Here is a 19,218-nt window from a genome sequence, read left to right as displayed (position 1 = left end):
GCTAGCGGACCTCGACGAAGGCTTCGGGGGACCGCGCCGGCCGCTCCGCGGGGGCCGCCGCGGGGTGCCCGACGGCCACCGCCCCCATCGGGTCCCAGCCGTCCGGCAGGTCCAGCACCTCGCGCACGACGTCCCGGCAGAACATCGTCGAGGACACCCACGCGGAGCCGAGCCGCTCCCCGGCCAGTGCGACCAGGAGGTTCTGGACGCCCGCGCCCATCGCGACCACGAACATCTCCCGCTCGGCGCCGTCGCGCCGGGCGTCCCCGTAGTGGTGCGCGCCGTCCGTCACCAGACAGGGCACCACCAGGTACGGGGCGGCCCGCAGCACCTCGCCGCGCCGTACCCGCTTGGCGACGGACTCCTCGGACTTTCCGTCCGCGCGCAGGTCGGCGATCCACGCGTCCCGCATGGCGTCCAGCAGCCGCACCCGGGAGGCCTGCGACTCCAGCAGGACGAACCGCCAGGGCGTCGTGTGGTGGGGTGCGGGGGCCGTCACGGCCGCCGCGACCGCCCGGCGCACCGCGCCCGGGTCCACCGGCTCCGCGGTGAAGGCCCGTACGGTGCGGCGCTGCGTCACGGCTTCCCGTACCGCCTCCGAGGTGCCCAGCCGGAACATGTCCTCGTGGGGGGAGCGGACCAGCTCCCGCGCGGAGCCCTCGCCCAGCAGGTGGCCCAGCCCGCGTACGACGGCCACCGGCAGCCCGGCCGCCTTGCCCTTGACCAGGTCGCCCGCGGCGGCCAGTTCGTCGGCGGTCGCCACCACCGTCGCGCTCAGCGGGTTGCCGTGCGCGTCGGTGCCGCCCCGCAGGTCGTCCAGGACGCGTACGCCGGCCGAGCCGATCGCCACGTCGGTGAGCCCGGTGCGCCAGGGCCGCCCGAAGGTGTCGGTCACGATCACGCCCACGTCCACGCCGAGCGCGTCGCGGATCCCCGCGCGGACGGCGGCGGCCGAGGCGTCCGGGTCCTCGGGCAGCAGGAGCACCGTGCCGGGGGCGGTGTTGGAGGCGTCCACCCCGGCGGCCGCCATCACCAGCCCCTGCCGGTTCTCGACGATCCGCAGCGCACCGCGGCGCGCGACCACGCGCACCGTCTCGGCGTCTATGGCCTCCTCGCGGGAGCCGGCCCGGGTGATCCGGCCCTCCGCCTTGGAGACGATCTTCGAGGTGACCAGCAGGACGTCGCCGTCCCGCAGGTCGGGCGCGGCCTCCGTGATCAGCTTCGCCAGGTCGTCCCCGGGCCTGATCTCGGGGATCCCCTCGACGGCCCGTACCTCGTACGACGGAACGCGGGCGCCGCTCACCGGGAGGCCTCAGCCAGGTCCAGCGCGGCCCGGGCCATGGCGGCGGTCGCTTCGAGGCCGGTCATCATCAGGGGCACGGCGCGGCAGGTGATCCCGGCGGCCTCCACCGGGGTCACGGCGTCCGCGTCCGCGGTGTCGACGAGCCAGCCGTCGAGCAGCTCGGTGCCGTAGTGCAGGGCGACCGCCGAGGCGGTGGACTCCACGCCCACCGCGGCCAGCACCTTGTCGGCCATGCCGCGGACGGGGGCGCCGCCGACGATGGGGGAGAGGCCCACGACGGGCGCCGGGGAGGCGGCCACGGCCTCGCGGATGCCGGGCACGGCGAGGATGGTCCCCACCGACACCACCGGGTTGGAGGGCGGGAAGAGGATCACGTCGGCGGCGGCGAGGGCCTCCAGCACGCCGGGCGCGGGCTCGGCCTGCTCGGCGCCCACGGGTACGACGGCCTCCGCGTCCACCGAGGCGCGCAGCCGGACCCAGTACTCCTGGAAGTGGATGACCCGCCGCTCTCCCGTCTCGGCGTCGGTGACCGCGACGTGGGTCTCGACCCGGTCGTCGGTCATGGGGAGCAGCCGGACCCCGGGCTGCCAGCGGTCGCAGAGGGCCTCGGTGACGGCGCTCAGCGGATAGCCGGCGCCCAGCATCTGGGTGCGGACGATGTGAGTGGCGAAGTCGCGGTCGCCGAGGCCGAACCAGGTGGGCCCGACCCCGTACGCCGCGAGTTCCTCCTTGACGGTGAAGGACTCGTCGAGGCGTCCCCAGCCCTGGTCCTCGTTGATGCCACCGCCGAGGGTGTACATCACCGTGTCCAGATCGGGGCACACCTTGAGCCCGAACAGGTGAATGTCGTCACCGGTGTTGCCGATGACCGTGATGTCCGCGTCGGGCACAGCCGACTTGAGTCCGCGGAGGAACCGGGCGCCGCCTATACCGCCGGCCAGAACTACGATGCGCATGCACCGAAGTCTGTCAGGCCGCGGGACTCAGGCGGAGACGGCCTCGGGCTCGGCGGGGGAGCAGCTGTGCATCGGCATCTCGGTGAGGCCGGGGAAGTAGACGTGCAGGCTGACCGCCCCGTCGAGGGTGTCGTTGACGACCTCGTGGGCGTAGCCGGGGGCGAAGACGCGCTGGGAGCCGGGGCGCAGGGCGATCCTGCCGCGGGAGGTGTGCTCGGTCAGCTCCCCGTCGAGGACGGTCAGGACCCCGGAGGAGTCCCCGTGGCCGTGCAGGCCGCTGCCCTGGCCGGGGACCCAGCTGAGGAGCCAGACCTCGTAGCCGGGGCCGGTGCGCAGCCGGTGGTACCAGCGGGTGGTGGCGTCGTACCGGACCAGGTGCTCCCAGGAGGCGCGGTCCTCGGCGACGGAGCGGGCGAGGCCGGCGAACTCGGCGACGGTGGCCGGGTGTTCGCGGGCGGGCTGGAGGAGGTGCTGGACGGCGAGGATGTCGCCGGCGATCTGGAGGTCGCTCTCGCCGCCCGCGGGGGCGGGGGCGGTGACGGTGGCGCTGCTGGTGCTGTTCATCGTGGGGGTTACCTCGACGGATGTCAGTGGTGCTGGCGGTTGCTGTGGGGGGCGGGCCGGAGCTCAGGGGAGCCGGGGCTCCACGGGCATCAACAGCTGCAACAGCAACAGTGGACCTGGGCAGCACACAGGAACCCACGAATGGGGGTCCCGGAGATGGCTGCGGTCACTGACATGCGAACAAGGAGAACGGTTCGGAGGTCGGACTGTCAACCCAATGTCTGGTTTGGGGTGAAAGTTTCACCTCATCCGGTTGCTGTGTCCGGAGAAAGGTTTGTGCAGTCCAAGCCAGGGGATGTGGCGCGGTAGCCGGTCCAAACCTGATCCGTCATCTCGTGACCGGAATGTGATCTACGCCGCTTTGCCGGCGTGATCGCAACCGCATCTGTGGGGCACACGTGGATTACGGGTGAAGACGGCATCGCAGGCGCCCGCGGCATGTGTCACGATTTTTGGCGATTTGAACACTTTCTGCATACGCTTGGTTCCGCAGAGTGAATAAGGGGCCCAATAGCAGACCTCGGCTTGACTGGTCCGGAGCCACGCACTTGTAATTTCACTCGTGTCGTTACGTAGCGATCGGTGACGACAACATCACGGGGACGCACAGACAGAGCGAGGGGCGCACATGACCGAGCTGTTTCAGGAACTGCTGGTCGAGGAGGCGGACGAGGAGCTCGGATGGCAGGAGCGCGCTCTTTGCGCCCAGACCGACCCCGAATCCTTCTTTCCCGAGAAGGGCGGCTCCACCCGCGAGGCCAAGAAGGTCTGCCTGGCCTGTGAAGTCCGCTCCGAATGCCTTGAGTACGCACTCGCCAACGACGAGCGATTCGGCATCTGGGGCGGCCTGTCCGAGCGCGAACGGCGCCGCCTGAAAAAGGCCGCGGTCTGACCCGCCCGAGGCACTCCCCGCCGGGCAGCCGCCGCACCGCGCACGACATATCGAGCCGCACCTCCGACGGAGCACCGGCTGGAGCAAACGGTCCGCCTCCTGCACCTTCCCCGCAGGAGGCGGACCGCTCTGCTGCCAGCCGTTAGTGTGGGGCGCTGTCCAGCAGCCTCCGAGGGCACACCACCCCCGGACCCCCGGCCGGAGGGCCCGTACCGCGATGTCCCTGCACAGCCAGTCGACGGCCTCCCAGCAGGCCTCCGCCACCCCCGAGTTCCCCCGGCACGTCGTCACCGCGGTCCTCGTCGCCCACGACGGCGCCCGCTGGCTGCCCCGGACGCTCGCCGGCCTCCTCGGCCAGGAACGCCCCGCGCAGAACCACGTCGCCGCCGACACCGGCAGCGCCGACGACTCCGCCAGGCTGCTCACCGAAGCCTTCGGGGACGGCCGCGTCCTCCACCTCGCCCGACGCACCGGATTCGGCACGGCCGTCGAGGAAGCCGCCCGCACCGCGGGCACGCTGACCCCCGAGGACCTCCCCTACCTCAAGCGCCCCAGCGGCTGGGATCCCGTCAGCCGCACCTGGCGCGACGACGCCTACGACCTCCCCGAACTGCCCCACGGCGAACCCGTCCAGTGGCTCTGGCTCCTCCACGACGACAGCGCCCCCGAACCCGACGCCCTCACCGAACTCCTGCGCGTCGCCGAGGAGAACCCCGACGCCGCCGTCATCGGCCCCAAACTGCGCGGCTGGTACGACAAGAAGCAGCTCCTCGAAGCAGGCGTCAGCATCGCCCGCAGCGGACGCCGCTGGACCGGGCTCGACCGCCGCGAACAGGACCAGGGCCAGCACGACCAGGTCCGCCCCGTCCTGTCCGTCTCCACCGCGGGCATGCTCGTGCGCCGCGACGTCTACGACGCCCTCGGCGGCTTCGACAGACGGCTGCCCCTCATGCGCGACGACGTCGACCTCTGCTGGCGCGCCCAGAGCGCCGGCCACACCGTCCTCGTCGCCCCCGACGCCGTCCTGCGCCACGCCGAAGCCGCCTCCCGCGAGCGCCGCACCGTCGACTGCGCCGGCCGCACCGCAGCCGGCCCGCACCGCGTCGACAAGGCCGGTGCCGTCTACACGATGCTCGCCAACAGCTCCGGCCGCGCCCTGCCCTACGTCCTGCTGCGCCTCCTGCTCGGCACCCTGCTGCGCACCCTCGCCTACCTCGTCGGCAAGGCCCCCGGCCAGGCCGTGGACGAGTTCACCGGCCTCCTCGCCACCCTGCTCCGGCCCGGCCGCGTCCTCGCCGCCCGCCGCGCCCGCCGCCGCCCCGTCGTCCCCGCGGCCGAACTGCGCCCCCTCTTCCCGCCGCCCGGCGCCTCGCTGCGGGCCAACGCCGAACAGCTCGCCGGCTACTTCGGCGGCGACCGCGACACCGAGTCCGCCGCCGCGGGACGCCACGGCGGGGCCAGCGTCCTGACCGCACCCGACGAGGACGGCGACCACCCCGGGACGACCGAGCGGTTCGCCCGCCTCAAGCGGATCGCCCGCAACCCCGCCCCCGCCGTCCTCGGCCTGCTGCTGTTCGTCTCCCTCGTCGCCTGCCGCTCCCTGATCGGCGGCGGCTCCCTGATGGGCGGCGCCCTCCTCCCCGCCCCCGGCAGCGGCCTCGACCTCTGGCGCGCCTACACCGACACCTGGCAGCCCGTCGGCACCGGCTCCACCGCCGACGCACCCCCCTACCTCGCCGTCCTCGGCGCGCTCTCCACCCTGCTGTTCGACTCCACCCGGGCCGCCCTGACCCTGCTGCTCGTCGGCTCCGTCCCGCTCGCCGGACTCACCGCCTACTTCGCGTCCCGGCCGCTCGTCACGTCCCGCCTGCTGCGCGCCTGGGCCGCCGTCGCCTACGCCTTCCTCCCCGCCGTGACCGGAGCCCTCGCCGGCGGCCGCCTCGGCACCGCCGTCCTCGCCGTGCTCCTTCCGCTCATCGCCCGCGCCGCGGTCTCCGCCTTCGCCCTCGGCCGGGACGAAGCCCCCCAGCCGGCCAAGGGCGGCCGGCGCGCCGTGTGGACGTACACCCTGCTGCTGACCCTGGCCACCGCCTTCACCCCCGTCGTCTGGCCGCTCGCCGCCGTCCTGGGGACCGCCGCGCTCGTCCTGCGCCGCGCCCGGTGGAAGACGTACGCCCCCCGGCTGCTCGCCACCCTCACCGTGCCGCTGCTCGCCCTCGCCCCCTGGTCGATCGGCCTGCTCACCCACCCCGGCCGCTTCCTACGCGAGGCCGGACTGCCCTACGCAACCGGCTCCGCCACCGCCCTGGACCTGCTCGGCGCCAGCCCCGGCGGCCCCGGGACCACCGGCGGGCTGCTGTTCGCCGGCACCGTCGTGGCCGCCCTCGCCGCCCTGCTCCGCAGCGACCGGCAGTTCGCCGTCCGCACCGCCTGGGCGGTCGCCCTGCCCGCCCTGCTCCTGGCCGTCCTCCTCGACCGCACGGCCTGGGCGGGCCCCGCCACCCTCCTCTACGGCCTGGCCCTCCTCGCGGCCGCCGTGCTCGGCGCGGACGGAGCCAAGGAGCGCGTCGCCGCCCGCAGCTTCGGCTGGCGCCAGCCGCTCGCAGCACTCGTCGCCCTCGCCGCCGCCGCGGGCCCGGTGCTCGCCGGCGCCGGATGGCTGCTCGCGGGCGCCGACGGGCCGCTGCAACGGCGCGACCCCGTACAGGTCCCGGCCTTCGTCGCCGAAGCCGGCGGCGACGACAACCAGACCCGCACCCTGATCCTCGACCCCGGCACCGCCGGCACCGTCTCCTACAGCCTCGTCCGCGGTTCCGGCGGACGCCTCGGCGCCGCGGAGACCGCCGCCCGCACCGGCAGCGACCCGCGCCTCGACAAGGTCGTCTCCAACCTCGTCGCGGGCTCCGGCGCCGACCAGTCCAGCCAGCTCAGCGCCTACGCCATCCGCTTCGTGATGTTCCGGCCCGGCGGCCCCGAGGAGACCCGCCGGGTCCTCGACGCCACCCCCGGCCTGAGCCGGCGCCACCAGCAGGACGGCACCGCCCTGTGGGGCGTCGAACCCTGGCTGCCCCGCGCCGTCATCGTCCCCGGCACACCCGGCGAGGCACCCGTCCCCGTCGCCTCCGGCCCCGTCGAGGCCCACGGCAAGATCCCGGCCGGCGAGGCGGGCCGCGTCCTGCGCATCGCCGACCGCGCCGACCCCGGCTGGCGGGCCACCCTCGACGGCAAGCCCCTCGCACCCAAGACCCTCGACGGCTGGGCCCAGGGCTTCGAGCTCCCCGCCGCCGGCGGCCGCCTCGACCTCGTCCACGAGACCCCCCTCACCAGGACCGCCTGGCACTGGGCCCAGGGCCTCCTCGCCCTGGTGCTGCTCGTCATGGCCCTCCCGGGCCGCCGGGCCAGGCTCGACGACGACCTGCCCGAGGACGAGGCCGCGATCCCGTCCCAGCCCGGCCCCGGCGAGGCCGGGGAAGGCCGCCGGGCCCGCCGGCTGCGCGCCGAGGCGGAGCCCGCCCCCGCCGCACCCGTGGACACGGCCGCCGTCGCCGACCCGTACGCGCAGATCCCGGCACAGCCGGTGTACGGGGAGGAGGCGTACGCCTACCAGCCCCGGGCGGACCAGGGCGGCTACGCCTACGAGCAGCAGCCGGCGCAGCCCTACGAGCCCGCGCCCGGGTACGAGCCGTACCCCTACCCGCAGCAGGGCGCCCCGGCGTACGACCCCGGCTACCCGCAGCAGCAGCCGTACCCCTACCCGTACGAGCCGTACGACCCCCACGCCCAGCACGACCCCCACGCCCAGCACGACGTGCGTCCGGACGGGAGCCCCCAGCAGTGAAGCAGCGCGCACCCCTGACGCTGGCGGCCGTGGCGGCGGCACTCGCCGCGGTCACCGCGATCGCCTCCCTCACCGCGCCCGCCGCCGAGGGCAAGGACGCCGCCGGCGACGGGGCGGCCGCCGCCCGGATGCCGGTGGAACGCTCCCTGCTGGTGTGCCCCGCTCCCAGCTCCTCGGACATCGCCGACACCACGTACACGGCCTTCACCCCGGGTGCGGCCGCATCCGCCGAGGGCAAGGGCGCGGCCCGGCTGCTCGGCGCGACCAAGGACGCCAAGCCCGTACTGGAGCTCAAGGAGGTCGGCAAGCCCGCGGGGGCCACCGCCACCGGAGCCGACGCACCCGCGCTGACGGGCAGCGCCGAAGGGGTCCTCGCCCCCGGCTGGACCGCCCAGCTGACCACCAAGGTCTCGGTCGGCCGGGCGCGCGGCGTCCTCGGGGCCGGCTGCACCGCGCCGGGCACCGATTTCTGGTTCCCGGGGGTCAGCACCGCCAAGGGCCGCGAGGACTACGTCCACCTCACCAACCCCGACGACGCCGCGGCCGTCGTCGACATCAGGCTCTTCGGCCCGGACGGGCTCGCCAAGCCCGACCAGGGCACCAGCGAGAACATCAGGATCGACCCGAAGTCCACCAAGTCCGTCCTGCTCTCCTCCCTCGCCCCCGGGGCCCAGCTCGCGGACGCCACCGCCCATGTGACGACCCGTGCGGGCCGGGTCGGCGCCACGGTGCAGGTGGCCGAGGAGGGCGTGGGCACCGACTGGCTGGCGGCCTCCACCGACCCCGCGGGCTCGCTGGTGCTGCCCGGCATCCCGGCCGACGCCACCTCCGTCCGGCTGGTCGCCTTCGCGCCCGGCGAGGAGGACGCGGACCTGAAGCTCCGGCTGGCCGGACCGAACGGCGCCATCAGCCCGGCGGGCAACGAGCAGTTGCACATCAAGGCCGGCATGACGGCGAGCGTCGACCTCAAGGACCTCACCAGGGGCGAGGCGGGCTCCCTCCTGCTGGCCCCGGCGGACGCGGGCAAGGCCGCCCCGGTGGTCGCGGCGGTACGCGTGGTCCGCGGCAGCGGCGCCAAGCAGGAGCTGGGCTTCGTCCCGGCGACCGGGCCGGTGGGCGCGCGGGCGACCGTGGCGGACAACCGGGCCGAGGAGAACGCGACCGTGCTCTCGCTGACGGTCCCCGGCGCCGCCGGCGCGAAGGTCAGGGTGACGGCCTCGCCGACCACCGGCGGCGGTGAGCCCGCCTCCCAGGAGGTCGAGGTCAAGGCGGGCACGACCCAGGCGGTGACCGTCGCCCCGGCGGGCGGGAAGGGTTCCTACGCCCTCACCGTCGAAACGCTCTCGGGCGGCCCGGTCCACGCGGCCCGCACCCTCTCCCTCCCGCACGAGGGCATCGCGATGTTCACGGTCCAGACCCTGTCCGACGACCACTCCACGGTGTCCGTGCCCCGCGCCGTCCAGGACCTGTCGGTCCTGACCGGCTGACCGGCTGACCGGCTGACCGGCTGACCGGACTCCCCGCCCGTTCCCGGACGCGGGCGGGGACGGGCGGCCGGCCCTCAGTCCTGGCCGTACCGCGGGTCCACGGTCTCCGGCGAGAGCCCCAGCAGCTCCGCCACCTGCTCCACCACGATCTCGTGCACCAGCAGAGCCTTCTCGTCCCGCGACTTCGTACGGATGTCCACCGGCCGCCGGAACACCACGATCCGGGCGGGCCGCCCCTCGCGGGACTCGTACAGCGCGCCCAGCGGCACCGCCTCGTCGTTCCAGCCGGTCTCCGCACCGCCCGGCGGGCCCGGCACGTCCCCGATCAGGAACTCCACCTCGGCCAGCTGCGGCCAGCGCCGCTCCAGCCGCTCCACGGAATCCCGTACGAGGTCCCCGAACAGCTCGGACCGGCTCGCCGACAGCGGCACCTGGGGCGGCGCCACCGGCCCCCGCATCCCGCGCCCGTGCCGGTCACGCCTGCGCTGGCGGGGCGCGGCGGGGACCCCGGCGGCGGGGGGCTCGGTGGGTCGGGGAGGCAGGGGGCTGTCCGTCACCTCCGCAGGGTAGCCCTTGGCGGAACGGCTTTTCCGGACTCCCGCCGTGCCGCCGCCGGCCCCGGCGAGGACGACACGGGGGAGTGAGCGGCGGGAGCGTCGTCGCGGCCCGGTCAAGAGTGCGGTACCGTCCAACGTCGTGAGCCCTGTACGTCGTTGTTCGCGCACCGCGTGCGGCCGCCCTGCCGTCGCGACACTGACGTACGTCTACGCCGATTCGACGGCAGTCCTCGGCCCGCTCGCCACCTACGCCGAACCCCACTGCTACGACCTGTGCGCCGAGCACTCGGAGCGCCTGACCGCCCCGCGCGGCTGGGACGTCGTCCGGCTGTCCGACGGCTCGGGTCCGTCCCGCCCCAGCGGCGACGACCTCGAAGCCCTCGCCAACGCCGTACGCGAGGCCGCCCGTCCGCCCGAACGCGCGGCGGAGGCCGGCGGCAAGGGCGGTCCGTCGACCGGCGAGACCCGCCGCGGCCACCTGCGCGTCCTGCGTTCGCCGGACTCCTGACGCCCCGATCGCCTGAAAACCTGCTCCCCGTTCAGGGTAGGTTTGCTGTCCGCACAGGACCTTCAGGAGGGCAGGCAGTGGCCGCAGATCTTTCGAACATCGTCAAGGCGTACGACGTGCGTGGTGTCGTACCGGACGAGTGGGACGAGCCCCTGGCCGAACTGTTCGGTGCCGCCTTCGTCGAGGTCACCGGCGCCACGGCGATCGTGGTCGGCCACGACATGCGCCCCTCCTCGCCCGGTCTGTCGAGCGCGTTCGCGCGCGGCGCGGCCGCACGCGGTGTGGACGTCACCCTCATCGGGCTGTGCTCCACCGACCAGCTGTACTACGCCTCGGGCTCCATGGACCTGCCCGGTGCGATGTTCACGGCCTCCCACAACCCGGCCCAGTACAACGGCATCAAGATGTGCCGGGCCGGCGCCGCCCCCGTGGGCCAGGACACCGGCCTCGGCCAGATCCGGGAGCTCGCGGAGAAGTGGAGCGACGAGGGCGCCCCCGCGGTCGCCCCCGGCACCGTCCCCGGCACCGTCACCGAGCAGGACACCCTGACCGGCTACGCCGCGCACCTCAAGGGCCTGGTCGACCTCACGGCCATCCGTCCGCTCAAGGTCGTCGTCGACGCGGGCAACGGCATGGGCGGCCACACCGTGCCCACCGTCTTCGAGGGCCTGCCGCTGGACCTGGTCCCGATGTACTTCGAGCTGGACGGGACCTTCCCCAACCACGAGGCCAACCCCCTCGACCCGAAGAACATCGTCGACCTCCAGGCCCGCGTCATCGCCGAGGGCGCCGACCTCGGCATCGCCTTCGACGGCGACGCCGACCGCTGCTTCATCGTCGACGAGCGCGGCGAGGGCGTCTCCCCGTCCGCCGTCACCGCCCTGGTCGCGGCCCGCGAGCTGGACCGCAACGGCAACACCGGCACCGTGATCCACAACCTGATCACCTCCTGGTCGGTCCCCGAGGTCGTCCGCGAGCACGGCGGCACCCCCGTGCGGACCCGCGTCGGGCACTCCTTCATCAAGGAGGAGATGGCCACGACCGGGGCGATCTTCGGCGGCGAGCACTCGGCGCACTACTACTTCAAGGACTTCTGGAACGCCGACACCGGCATGCTCGCCGCGCTCCACGTGCTGGCGGCCCTCGGCGGCCAGGACGGTACCCTGTCGGACCTGGTGTCCTCCTACGACCGCTACGCGGGCTCCGGCGAGATCAACTCGACCGTCGCCGACCAGGCGGCCCGCCTCGCGGCCGTCAAGGAGACGTACGGCGCCCAGGGCGACCTCACCCTGGACGAACTGGACGGCCTGACCGTCACCGCCGCCGACTGGTGGTTCAACGTCCGCGCCTCCAACACCGAGCCGCTGCTGCGCCTGAACGTCGAGGCCCGCGACGCCGCGACCCTCACCAAGGTCCGCGACGAGGTCCTCGCCCTCATCCGCGCCTGACCCCACCCCCTCGGCGGAGCTCCCCCAGCCCCGCCGGGGCTCCCGCTCGCGCCCCCCGCCCCCAGCGATTCCGTAGCCGCGCCCCCACCGGGGCCGGCACCGATCCGGCGAGTCCGTAGCCGCGCCCCCCACCGGGGCCGGCACGGATCCGGCGAGCCCGCTGCCGCCCCCCACCGGGGCCGACACCGACCCGCGAGCCCGCTGCCGGGTCCCTACAGGGGCCGGCACGGATCCGGTGAGCCCGCTGCCGCGCCCCCCACCGGGGCCGGCACGGATCCGGTGAGCCCGCTGCCGGGTCCCCACCGGGGCCGGCACCGACCCAGCGATTCCGTAGCCGCCCCCACCGGGGCCGGCTACGACCCCCCGGCCGGGGCTCACCCCCCAGCCCGCCGGGGTCACGTCCCGGTCGGGACGACATCGGTCCAGCCTCGCCGGGGTCACCTCCAGCCCGCCCCGCCAGGGGGCACCTCCCCGCGGCAGCCGCGGGAGCCGAGACGCGGGTCCGGGCGGAGCCCGGTGCCCGGCGGAGCCGGGGTCTCCCGGGGCGCAGCCCCGGGACCACCTTCGGGCGCACCGCAGGTGACTCGGCGGTACGCTGACCACGCCCCACCCGCATCCCCGAAGGGAACCGCCCCATGCCGCTCGAAGCCGGTCTTCTGGAGATCCTCGCCTGCCCCGTCTGCCACTCGCCCCTCGAGGACAAGTCGGCCGACGAGACGGCGCCCGAGCTGATCTGCACCGGCCAGGACTGCGGCCTCGCCTACCCGGTCCGCGACGGCATCCCCGTACTCCTCGTGGACGAGGCCCGCCGCCCCGCCTGACCCCCCCGGGCCGCGTCCGGGCCGGCACCGCCCGGGCACGCAGACTGGTTCCGCCACACGACAGCCGGAGGCCGCCATGCTCGACGAGTCGCTCCTCGACGCCCCGGACGCGCTCGCCCGCGCCGACCGCCGCGGGCTGCTCCGCGGCGCCGCAGAGGCCGGAGCCAGGGTCCGCACCGCGGCCCGGCACGCGGCCGAGGCGGGCCTCGCCGACCTGCGCCCCGACGGCCGCCCCCGCGCCGTCCTCATCGCGGGGCCCGGCACCGCCGCCACCGGCGTCGCCGACCTGCTCGCAGCCCTCGCCGGCGGCTCCGCCCCCGTCATCAGGCTCGACCCCACCGGCGTCGCCCACGCCGCCGGAGCCCTGCGCTGGGCCCTGCCCGGCTGGGTCGGCCCGGTCGACCTGCTGCTCCTGGCCACCACGGACGGCACCGAGCCGGGGCTCGCGGTCCTCGCCGAGCAGGCCTACCGGCGTGGCTGCACCGTCGTCGCCGTCGCCCCCGAGCGCTCCCCGCTGAGCGAGGCCGTGGACGGGGCGCACGGGCTCCTCGTACCGATGGCCAAGGCCCCGTACCAGGAGTACGACGAGTCCGCCGCCGCCGGGCCCGGCGCCCTGTGGGCCCTGCTGACCCCCCTGCTGGTGCTGCTCGACCGGGTCGGCCTGATCACCGCCACCCCCGGCACCCTCCAGCTCGTCGCGGACCGCCTCGACCGGACCGCCGAACGCTGCGGGCCCGCCATCGCCACCTACTCCAACCCGGCCAAGACCCTGGCCTCCGAGCTCGCCGACTCCCTCCCGCTCATCTGGAGCGAGGGCGCCGGCGCCGGCCCCGCAGGCCGCCGATTCGCCGCGACCCTCGCCGAGCTCGCCGGGCGCCCCGCGCTCGCCGCCGCCCTCCCCGAGGCCCTCCCCGCACACGGCGTCCTGCTCGCGGGGGCCTTCGCCGCCGGCGCCGATCCCGAAGACTTCTTCCGTGACCGGGTCGAAGAGCCCCAGGCTCTGCACGCCCGGGTCGTCCTGCTGCGTGACCGGCCGGCGGGCGGCCTGACCGCCGCCCCTGCCGCACGCGAGCTCGCCCTCAGCCACGACACGGCCATCAGCGAGCTCGAGCCGGAGGAGGGCGGTGAGCTGGAACAGCTCGCCGAACTCCTCGCCGTCACGGATTTCGCCACCGCCTACCTGGCGCTGGCTTCCGGGGGACACAGCTGAGGCACACTTCTCCTGCCCGGCTCTATCCAGGAAGACGACGATGGACCGCCTGACCAACACGATCCGCCCCTACGCCTGGGGATCCACCACCGCCATCCCCCGGCTCCTCGGCACCGAACCCACCGGTGAGCCCCAGGCCGAGATGTGGATGGGCGCGCACCCCGGCGCCCCCTCCCGGCTCGACCGCGGCTCCGGCGAGACCACGCTGTCCGAGGTCATCGGCGCCGACCCCGAGGGTGAACTCGGCGCGGCCGCCGTCGCCAAGTTCGGCCCCCGGCTGCCCTTCCTCCTCAAGATCCTCGCCGCCGGCGCCCCGCTCTCCCTCCAGGTTCACCCCGACCTGGAGCAGGCCAGGGCGGGCTACGAGGACGAGGAGCGCCGAGGCGTCCCCGTCGACGCGGGTCACCGCAACTACAAGGACCCCAACCACAAGCCCGAGATGATCTGCGCCCTCACCCCGTTCGACGGGCTGTGCGGCTTCCGCGCCCCCCAGGAGGCCGCCGACCTGCTCGAGGGCCTCGGCGTCGGCTCCCTCAAGCCGTACGCCGACCTGCTGCGCGCCCACCCCGAGGACGCCGCGCTGCGCGAGGTGCTGACGGCCGTACTGACCGCCGACCGCGAGCAGATGGCCGCCACCGTCGCCGAGACCGCCGCTGCCGCCGAACGCCTGGGCGGCCCGTACAAGCCGTACGCCACCCTGGTCCACGACTACCCGGGCGACCCGGGGGTCATCGCGGCCATGCTGCTCAACCACGTGCAACTCCAGCCCGGAGAAGCGATGTTCCTCGGTGCCGGCGTCCCGCACGCCTACATCGACGGCCTCGGCGTCGAACTCCTGGCCAACTCCGACAACGTGCTGCGCGCCGGGCTCACGCCCAAACACGTGGACGTACCGGAACTGCTGAAGATCGTGAAGTTCGCGTCGGGTGACCCGAAGGTGCTGCGCCCCGAGGGCGACGCCGAAGAGGTCTACGAGACCCCCATCGACGAGTTCCGGCTCTCCCGCTTCCTCCTGGCGCCCGGCGGCGCCCCCCGCACCCTTCCGGACGGAGCCCCGCAGATCCTGCTCTGCACGGCGGGCGCCCCGAAGGCCGGCGAACTGACCCTGACACCCGGCGAGTCGGTCTTCGTACCGGCGGACGAAACGGTCGAACTGTCAGGAACCGGTACGGTCTTCCGCGCCACTGTGGTGGTCTGACGTAGCCTCCGTCCCGGCGGCTGCAACAATGTGCGGCCGGTAATCAGCGGCTAGGAAGGACACCCTGCATCCATGAGCGCGTCGGGCGGTACCAAGGCGATCGTGGCGGCACTCGCCGCCAACCTCGCCATCGCTGTAGCCAAATTCGTGGCATTCCTCTTCAGCGGTTCCTCGTCCATGCTCGCGGAGAGCGTCCACTCGCTGGCCGACTCCGGTAACCAGGGACTGCTGCTCCTCGGCGGGAAGAAGGCCCAGCGCGAGGCGACGCCGCAGCACCCCTTCGGGTACGGGCGTGAGCGGTACATCTACGCCTTCCTCGTCTCGATCGTGCTCTTCACCGTCGGTGGCATGTTCGCCATCTACGAGGGCATCGAGAAGATCAACCACCCCCACGCCATCGAGGCCTGGTACTGGCCGGTCGGCGTCCTCATCTTCGCGATCATCGCGGAGTCCTTCTCCTTCCGCACCGCGATCAAGGAGTCGAACGAGGTCCGCGGACAGCAGACCTGGGGCCAGTTCATCAAGCGGGCCAAGGCCCCCGAGCTGCCCGTCGTCCTCCTGGAGGACCTCGGCGCGCTCGTCGGCCTGGTCCTGGCCCTCGGCGGCGTCAGCCTCGCCCTGCTGACCGGCAACGGCGTCTGGGACGGCATCGGCACCCTGTGCATCGGCGTCCTGCTGATCGTCATCGCCATCGTCCTGGCGGCCGAGACCAAGTCCCTTCTCCTCGGCGAGTCCGCGGGCACCGAAGAGGTCGAGAAGATCACGGCCGCGCTCGTCGACGGGGACGTGGTCACCCGCGTGATCCACATGCGCACCCTGCACCTCGGCCCCGAGGAGCTGCTGGTCGCCGCCAAGATCGCCGTTCAGGGCCACGACACCGCGACCCAGGTGGCGGACGCCATCAACGCCGCCGAGGCCCGGATCCGCGAGGCCGTCCCGATCGCCCGCGTGATCTACCTGGAGCCGGACATCTACCGCGCCGAGGCGGCCACCCCGCTCACCAAGTAGCCCCCGTACGCACGAAGGCCCCGCGAGCAGCGACTCGCGGGGCCTTCGGGCTGTCCCGGGGCAGCCGCCTCAGTCCACGTGTACGGCCCCGTGGACGGGCTGCGCCGGCGCGGGCCGCCTGCTCCGCACCACCAGCGCCGCGATCCCGAGTCCGCCGCCGACGAGGACGAGCGGGACCCCGGCGAGGCCCACGGCGCCGATCACCAGCAGCCCGACGGGAGCCTCGATCGTCCTGCCGTGGACCGCGGAGACCTCGACCGTGCCGCTGTCCTCCGCGGCTGCGATGAGGGAGGAGTCGGCCGAGTCGAACCGGTTGTCCCCCATCAGGAAGAGCTGGCCGTCAGGAACGGTCACGTCGAAGTCGACCACCGCGGGTACCGCGGGGTCCTTCAGGTACGGCTCGTCGAGCGGCTCGCCGTTGAGCCGCAGCGACGGCTCGTCGCGCGCGTAGGAGATGCGGTCACCGCCGACGGCCACCACCCGCTCCAGCACCGGCTCCCCCGGGAGCCACGGAACCCGGACCCATACGACGTCGCCGCGCCGCACGTCCTGGACGGGACCCCTGAGGAACCAGACCCGCTCCCCGGGGCCGTACGTGGGCCTCATCGAATCACCGGCCATCATCAGCATGTCCAGGCCCTGGGGAGGCGGGGCGGCGACCCCGTAACCGAGGGAGCCGCCCCAGGCGAGCGTCCCGAGGGCCAGCAGGACGACCGCCCAGATCCCCCGCCTGCGTCCCGGCCTGTGTTCCATGGATCCGTTCCCCTCCCGGCAGTGCATGTGGCCGGAAGACTACGGTCGGGCCGGATCCGCACGGCGGCCGGGTCGCGTACCTCCGCGCTACGCGACCCGGCCGCACGCCGGGGTGGAGACAGGAGCGGCTACCGGATCTCGCGCAGCACGTCCAGGATCGACGCCTCGTCGGGCGCGGCCTGGAGCCTGGCCCGGAAGCCGGAGTCCATCAGCTTGCGCGACAGCAGCGCCAGGATCCGCAGGTGCTCGTCGCCCGCGGCGGCCTCCGGCACCGAGATCATGAAGACCAGCCGGGCCTTCGTCCCGTCCAGGGCGCCCCACTCGATGCCCGGGTCGGACCGGGCGAAGCCCACCGTCGGCCGGGACACCGCGTCCGTCTTGGCGTGCGGGATCGCGATCGACTCGCCGAGACCGGTCGTGCCCTGCGCCTCCCGGGCCAGGGCGACCCGTACGAGTTCGTCCACGTCCCGGACGTTCCCGGTGGCGGCCAGCATCTGCGCCATCTCCCGGATCGCCGCCTCCTTGGAATCCGCGGCCAGTTCCCTCTTCACGGTCCGCCCGGTGAGGTACCCGGACAGCACCTCCGGCTCCCCGGCGGAACCCGTGGCGGCCGCCGGGGCCGGCCCGGCCTGGGACCGTACGGCCGTCCCGGCGCCCGCCCCCGTACCGGCACCCACCCCGGCCGGCACCGGCTCGGGGGAGGGGCCCGCGACCGCGGCCCGGCCGTTCCGGCGCTGCTCGATGTCGATGAGCGCGTTGGTGGTGAGCGCGGTGACGACCGTGCCCGCCGCGATCGCGACGAAGAACATGGCGACCCCGCTCACGGCGCCGAACAGCGAGACGACGGGACCGCCGTGCGGCACCGAGTCCTGGACGCCGGCCAGACCCGCGATCGCACCGGCCACCGCCCCGCCGAGCAGGTTCGCGGGAATGACCTGGGCCGGCCGGGCGGCGGCGAACGGGATGGCGCCCTCGGAGATGCCGAAGAAGCCCATGAACAGCGCGGCGATGCCGGTCTCGCGTTCCTGGTCGCTGTAGAGCTTGCGGCGCAGCAGCGTCGCCAGGCCCTGGCCGAGCGGCATGACGGGGATCGCGGCGGCGGCCATGCCCATGACGTGGTTGTTGGTGCCGATCAGGCCGACCGCGACGAGGAAGGCCGTCTTGTTGACCGGGCCGCCCATGTCGAAGGCGATCATCAGGCCGATGATCGCCCCCAGCAGGACGGCACTGGAACCGGTCATCCCGTTCAGCCAGTCGGTCAGGTGCGTGAAGACCCAGGAGATCGGCTGCCCGATCACGTAGATGTAGAACAGCCCCAGCGCCAGCGTGGACACGATCGGGATCACGATGATCGGCATGATGGGCTGGACGAACCTGGGGACCTTGACCTTCTTGATCCAGAGGACCAGGTAGCCCGCCAGGAAACCGGTGGCGATCGCACCGAGGAAGCCGGCGTTCGCCTCGGCCTTGTAGAGGGTCGTGGCATCGGCCGCGAGGAAGCCGCCGATCATGCCGGGCACCAGCGCGGGCCGGTCGCCGAGGGCGTAGGCGATGTAACCGGAGAAGATCGGCAGCATCAGCGTGAAGCCGAGCCCGCCCAGGGCGTTGACGTAGAACCAGAAGGAGCCCTCGTCGAAGGTGATGCCCTCCGCGGAGGAGTGCCCGCCGAGCGCGATGGACACGGCGAGCAGCAGACCGCCCACGACCACGAAGGGGATCATGTGCGAGACGCCGTTCATCAGCGCCTTGTAGGCGGCGCTGCGCTCCCGGCCGCCCCCGCCCGCACTGCCGGCAGCCGCCGCGGTCCCGGCCTGCACGGGCGCGCTCTGCACGCGCTCGATCAGCTCCTCCGGTGTGTGGATGCCGTCGGCGACTCCCGTGGACAGGACCCGCTTGCCCGCGAAGCGTGCACGGTCGACTTCCTTGTCGGCGGCGATGATGATGCCGTCCGCTTCCCTGACATCGTTGTCAGAAAGAACGTTCCCGGCCCCGATGGAGCCCTGCGTCTCCACCTTCATGTCGACGCCGAGACGGTCGGCGGCCTGCTGGAGCTTCTCCGCCGCCATGTAGGTGTGCGCGATGCCCGTGGGACAGGCGGTGACGGCGAGCAGCTTCAGGCGCCTCTGCCCTCCGGCGGACTTCGCCTGGGAGGTGCCCCCTGAGTCCCCGCCTGCGGGAGGGCCGGCCGGACTGGTCACTGGAATCTCCTTCACGCCGAGGTCCTGCGAAACGCGCAGGTGCTCCGATCCACCGGCATCCTGCCCCACGCACGAGCTGCGTCAACAGTCCTCAAGGCCCCGAACCGGCCGCCGTAGGACCTGAACTCAGGACACGCCTTGAGGTTCGGCCGACTGGGGCACACTCCGCCGTCCGGTGTAGATTCGTCCTCAGTGTCAGGCGTTCGCTGCTGATGGCAGTCGGGCGGTCCTCGTGACCGGCCGAGGGGAGAGAGGGCCCCCGACGGACTGTGTGCTCCGCGCCTTCCCCCGAACCGTGTCCGGGGGATCTCAGCCGACCGGCCGAACGGCGCGCCGCCCAGCCGTACCCACCCTCCCGAACCCATGAGGAGCAGCACCCATGGACTTCAAGGTCGCAGACCTTTCCCTTGCCGCTTTCGGTCGCAAGGAGATCACTCTGGCCGAGCACGAGATGCCGGGCCTGATGTCGATCCGCCG

At 73.8% G+C, this 19,218-nt stretch carries 16 protein-coding genes; 10 read left to right on the top strand and 6 right to left on the bottom strand.

Annotated features, from left to right (window positions below):
• Position 1: 1 nt before the first annotated feature.
• Genes ACFWUZ_RS05200 through ACFWUZ_RS05190 form a run of 3 tightly spaced genes read right to left on the bottom strand, consistent with a single transcriptional unit; the run spans position 2 to position 2,823 of the window.
• Entirely contained in the window at positions 2-1,303 is a 1,302-nt protein-coding gene (locus ACFWUZ_RS05200; RefSeq protein WP_384367330.1) for a coenzyme F420-0:L-glutamate ligase, read from the bottom strand.
• Positions 1,300-2,259 (bottom strand): 2-phospho-L-lactate transferase, encoded by a 960-nt coding sequence (gene cofD, locus ACFWUZ_RS05195; protein WP_384367328.1) that lies wholly within the window; start codon positions 2,257-2,259, stop codon positions 1,300-1,302. Before cofD ends, ACFWUZ_RS05200 begins: the two co-directional genes overlap by 4 nt.
• 27 nt (positions 2,260-2,286) lie before the next feature.
• On the bottom strand, positions 2,287-2,823 hold the full coding sequence (locus ACFWUZ_RS05190) for a cysteine dioxygenase (RefSeq protein ID WP_384367325.1): 537 nt from the start codon (positions 2,821-2,823) through the stop codon (positions 2,287-2,289).
• 628 nt (positions 2,824-3,451) lie between these two features.
• Here ACFWUZ_RS05190 and ACFWUZ_RS05185 point away from each other — a divergent pair.
• From ACFWUZ_RS05185 to ACFWUZ_RS05175, 3 genes are all read left to right on the top strand, one after another.
• Positions 3,452-3,715 carry a WhiB family transcriptional regulator gene (locus ACFWUZ_RS05185; RefSeq protein ID WP_003983763.1) on the top strand — a complete coding sequence of 88 codons (264 nt, stop codon included), beginning with the start codon at positions 3,452-3,454 and terminating at the stop codon, positions 3,713-3,715.
• Positions 3,716-3,932: 217 nt separating this feature from the next.
• Entirely contained in the window at positions 3,933-7,553 is a 3,621-nt protein-coding gene (locus ACFWUZ_RS05180) for a glycosyltransferase (RefSeq protein ID WP_384367322.1), read from the top strand.
• Entirely contained in the window at positions 7,550-9,040 is a 1,491-nt protein-coding gene (locus ACFWUZ_RS05175) for a DUF5719 family protein (RefSeq protein WP_384367319.1), read from the top strand. Before ACFWUZ_RS05180 ends, ACFWUZ_RS05175 begins: the two co-directional genes overlap by 4 nt.
• A 74-nt stretch (positions 9,041-9,114) precedes the next feature.
• On the opposite strand, the gene ACFWUZ_RS05170 is transcribed toward ACFWUZ_RS05175, so the two are convergent.
• A complete protein-coding gene (locus ACFWUZ_RS05170) occupies positions 9,115-9,597 on the bottom strand; it encodes a metallopeptidase family protein (RefSeq protein WP_384367316.1) in 483 nt (160 codons plus the stop codon).
• A gap of 46 nt (positions 9,598-9,643) precedes the next feature.
• Between ACFWUZ_RS05170 and ACFWUZ_RS05165 the strand changes: the two genes are divergently transcribed.
• From ACFWUZ_RS05165 to ACFWUZ_RS05140, 6 genes are all read left to right on the top strand, one after another.
• Positions 9,644-10,105, top strand: coding sequence for a DUF3499 domain-containing protein (locus ACFWUZ_RS05165; protein WP_384368053.1), 462 nt, complete (start codon positions 9,644-9,646; stop codon positions 10,103-10,105).
• 77 nt (positions 10,106-10,182) lie between these two features.
• Positions 10,183-11,553 (top strand): phosphomannomutase/phosphoglucomutase, encoded by a 1,371-nt coding sequence (locus tag ACFWUZ_RS05160; protein WP_384367313.1) that lies wholly within the window; start codon positions 10,183-10,185, stop codon positions 11,551-11,553.
• A 635-nt stretch (positions 11,554-12,188) separates the two neighbouring features.
• Positions 12,189-12,374, top strand: coding sequence for a Trm112 family protein (locus tag ACFWUZ_RS05155; RefSeq protein ID WP_384367310.1), 186 nt, complete (start codon positions 12,189-12,191; stop codon positions 12,372-12,374).
• 76 nt (positions 12,375-12,450) lie between these two features.
• Positions 12,451-13,584 carry an SIS domain-containing protein gene (locus ACFWUZ_RS05150; protein WP_384367307.1) on the top strand — a complete coding sequence of 378 codons (1,134 nt, stop codon included), beginning with the start codon at positions 12,451-12,453 and terminating at the stop codon, positions 13,582-13,584.
• Positions 13,585-13,624: 40 nt separating this feature from the next.
• Positions 13,625-14,782, top strand: a complete 1,158-nt coding sequence (gene manA / locus ACFWUZ_RS05145; RefSeq protein ID WP_384367304.1) for a mannose-6-phosphate isomerase, class I — start codon at positions 13,625-13,627, stop codon at positions 14,780-14,782.
• A gap of 72 nt (positions 14,783-14,854) precedes the next feature.
• A complete protein-coding gene (locus ACFWUZ_RS05140) occupies positions 14,855-15,790 on the top strand; it encodes a cation diffusion facilitator family transporter (RefSeq protein ID WP_384367301.1) in 936 nt (311 codons plus the stop codon).
• A 69-nt stretch (positions 15,791-15,859) separates the two neighbouring features.
• Here the strand turns inward: ACFWUZ_RS05140 and lepB are convergent, their stop codons facing one another.
• Entirely contained in the window at positions 15,860-16,543 is a 684-nt protein-coding gene (gene lepB, locus ACFWUZ_RS05135) for a signal peptidase I (protein WP_384367298.1), read from the bottom strand.
• 128 nt (positions 16,544-16,671) lie between these two features.
• Complete coding sequence (locus ACFWUZ_RS05130; RefSeq protein ID WP_384367295.1) at positions 16,672-18,741, bottom strand: fructose-specific PTS transporter subunit EIIC; 2,070 nt, start codon at positions 18,739-18,741, stop codon at positions 16,672-16,674.
• 379 nt (positions 18,742-19,120) lie between these two features.
• On the opposite strand from ACFWUZ_RS05130, the gene ACFWUZ_RS05125 reads away from it, so the two are divergent.
• Positions 19,121-19,218: adenosylhomocysteinase (locus tag ACFWUZ_RS05125; RefSeq protein ID WP_384368050.1), on the top strand; the 98-nt coding region annotated here is incomplete at its 3' end.

It is taken from the genome of Streptomyces sp. NPDC058646 (assembly GCF_042716875.1).
Taxonomy (GTDB): domain Bacteria; phylum Actinomycetota; class Actinomycetes; order Streptomycetales; family Streptomycetaceae; genus Streptomyces.
This window is presented reverse-complemented; position numbering and strand designations above follow the sequence as displayed.

Bases quoted from the DNA above. Each gene is read 5' to 3' on its own strand.
- cofD (WP_384367328.1), bottom strand. From the start codon at position 2,259: ATGCGCATCGTAGTTCTGGCCGGCGGTATAGGCGGCGCCCGGTTCCTC.
- ACFWUZ_RS05190 (WP_384367325.1), bottom strand. From the start codon at position 2,823: ATGAACAGCACCAGCAGCGCCACCGTCACCGCCCCCGCCCCCGCGGGC.
- ACFWUZ_RS05185 (WP_003983763.1), top strand. From the start codon at position 3,452: ATGACCGAGCTGTTTCAGGAACTGCTGGTCGAGGAGGCGGACGAGGAG.
- ACFWUZ_RS05180 (WP_384367322.1), top strand. From the start codon at position 3,933: ATGTCCCTGCACAGCCAGTCGACGGCCTCCCAGCAGGCCTCCGCCACC.
- ACFWUZ_RS05155 (WP_384367310.1), top strand. From the start codon at position 12,189: ATGCCGCTCGAAGCCGGTCTTCTGGAGATCCTCGCCTGCCCCGTCTGC.
- ACFWUZ_RS05150 (WP_384367307.1), top strand. From the start codon at position 12,451: ATGCTCGACGAGTCGCTCCTCGACGCCCCGGACGCGCTCGCCCGCGCC.
- manA (WP_384367304.1), top strand. From the start codon at position 13,625: ATGGACCGCCTGACCAACACGATCCGCCCCTACGCCTGGGGATCCACC.
- ACFWUZ_RS05140 (WP_384367301.1), top strand. From the start codon at position 14,855: ATGAGCGCGTCGGGCGGTACCAAGGCGATCGTGGCGGCACTCGCCGCC.
- lepB (WP_384367298.1), bottom strand. From the start codon at position 16,543: ATGGAACACAGGCCGGGACGCAGGCGGGGGATCTGGGCGGTCGTCCTG.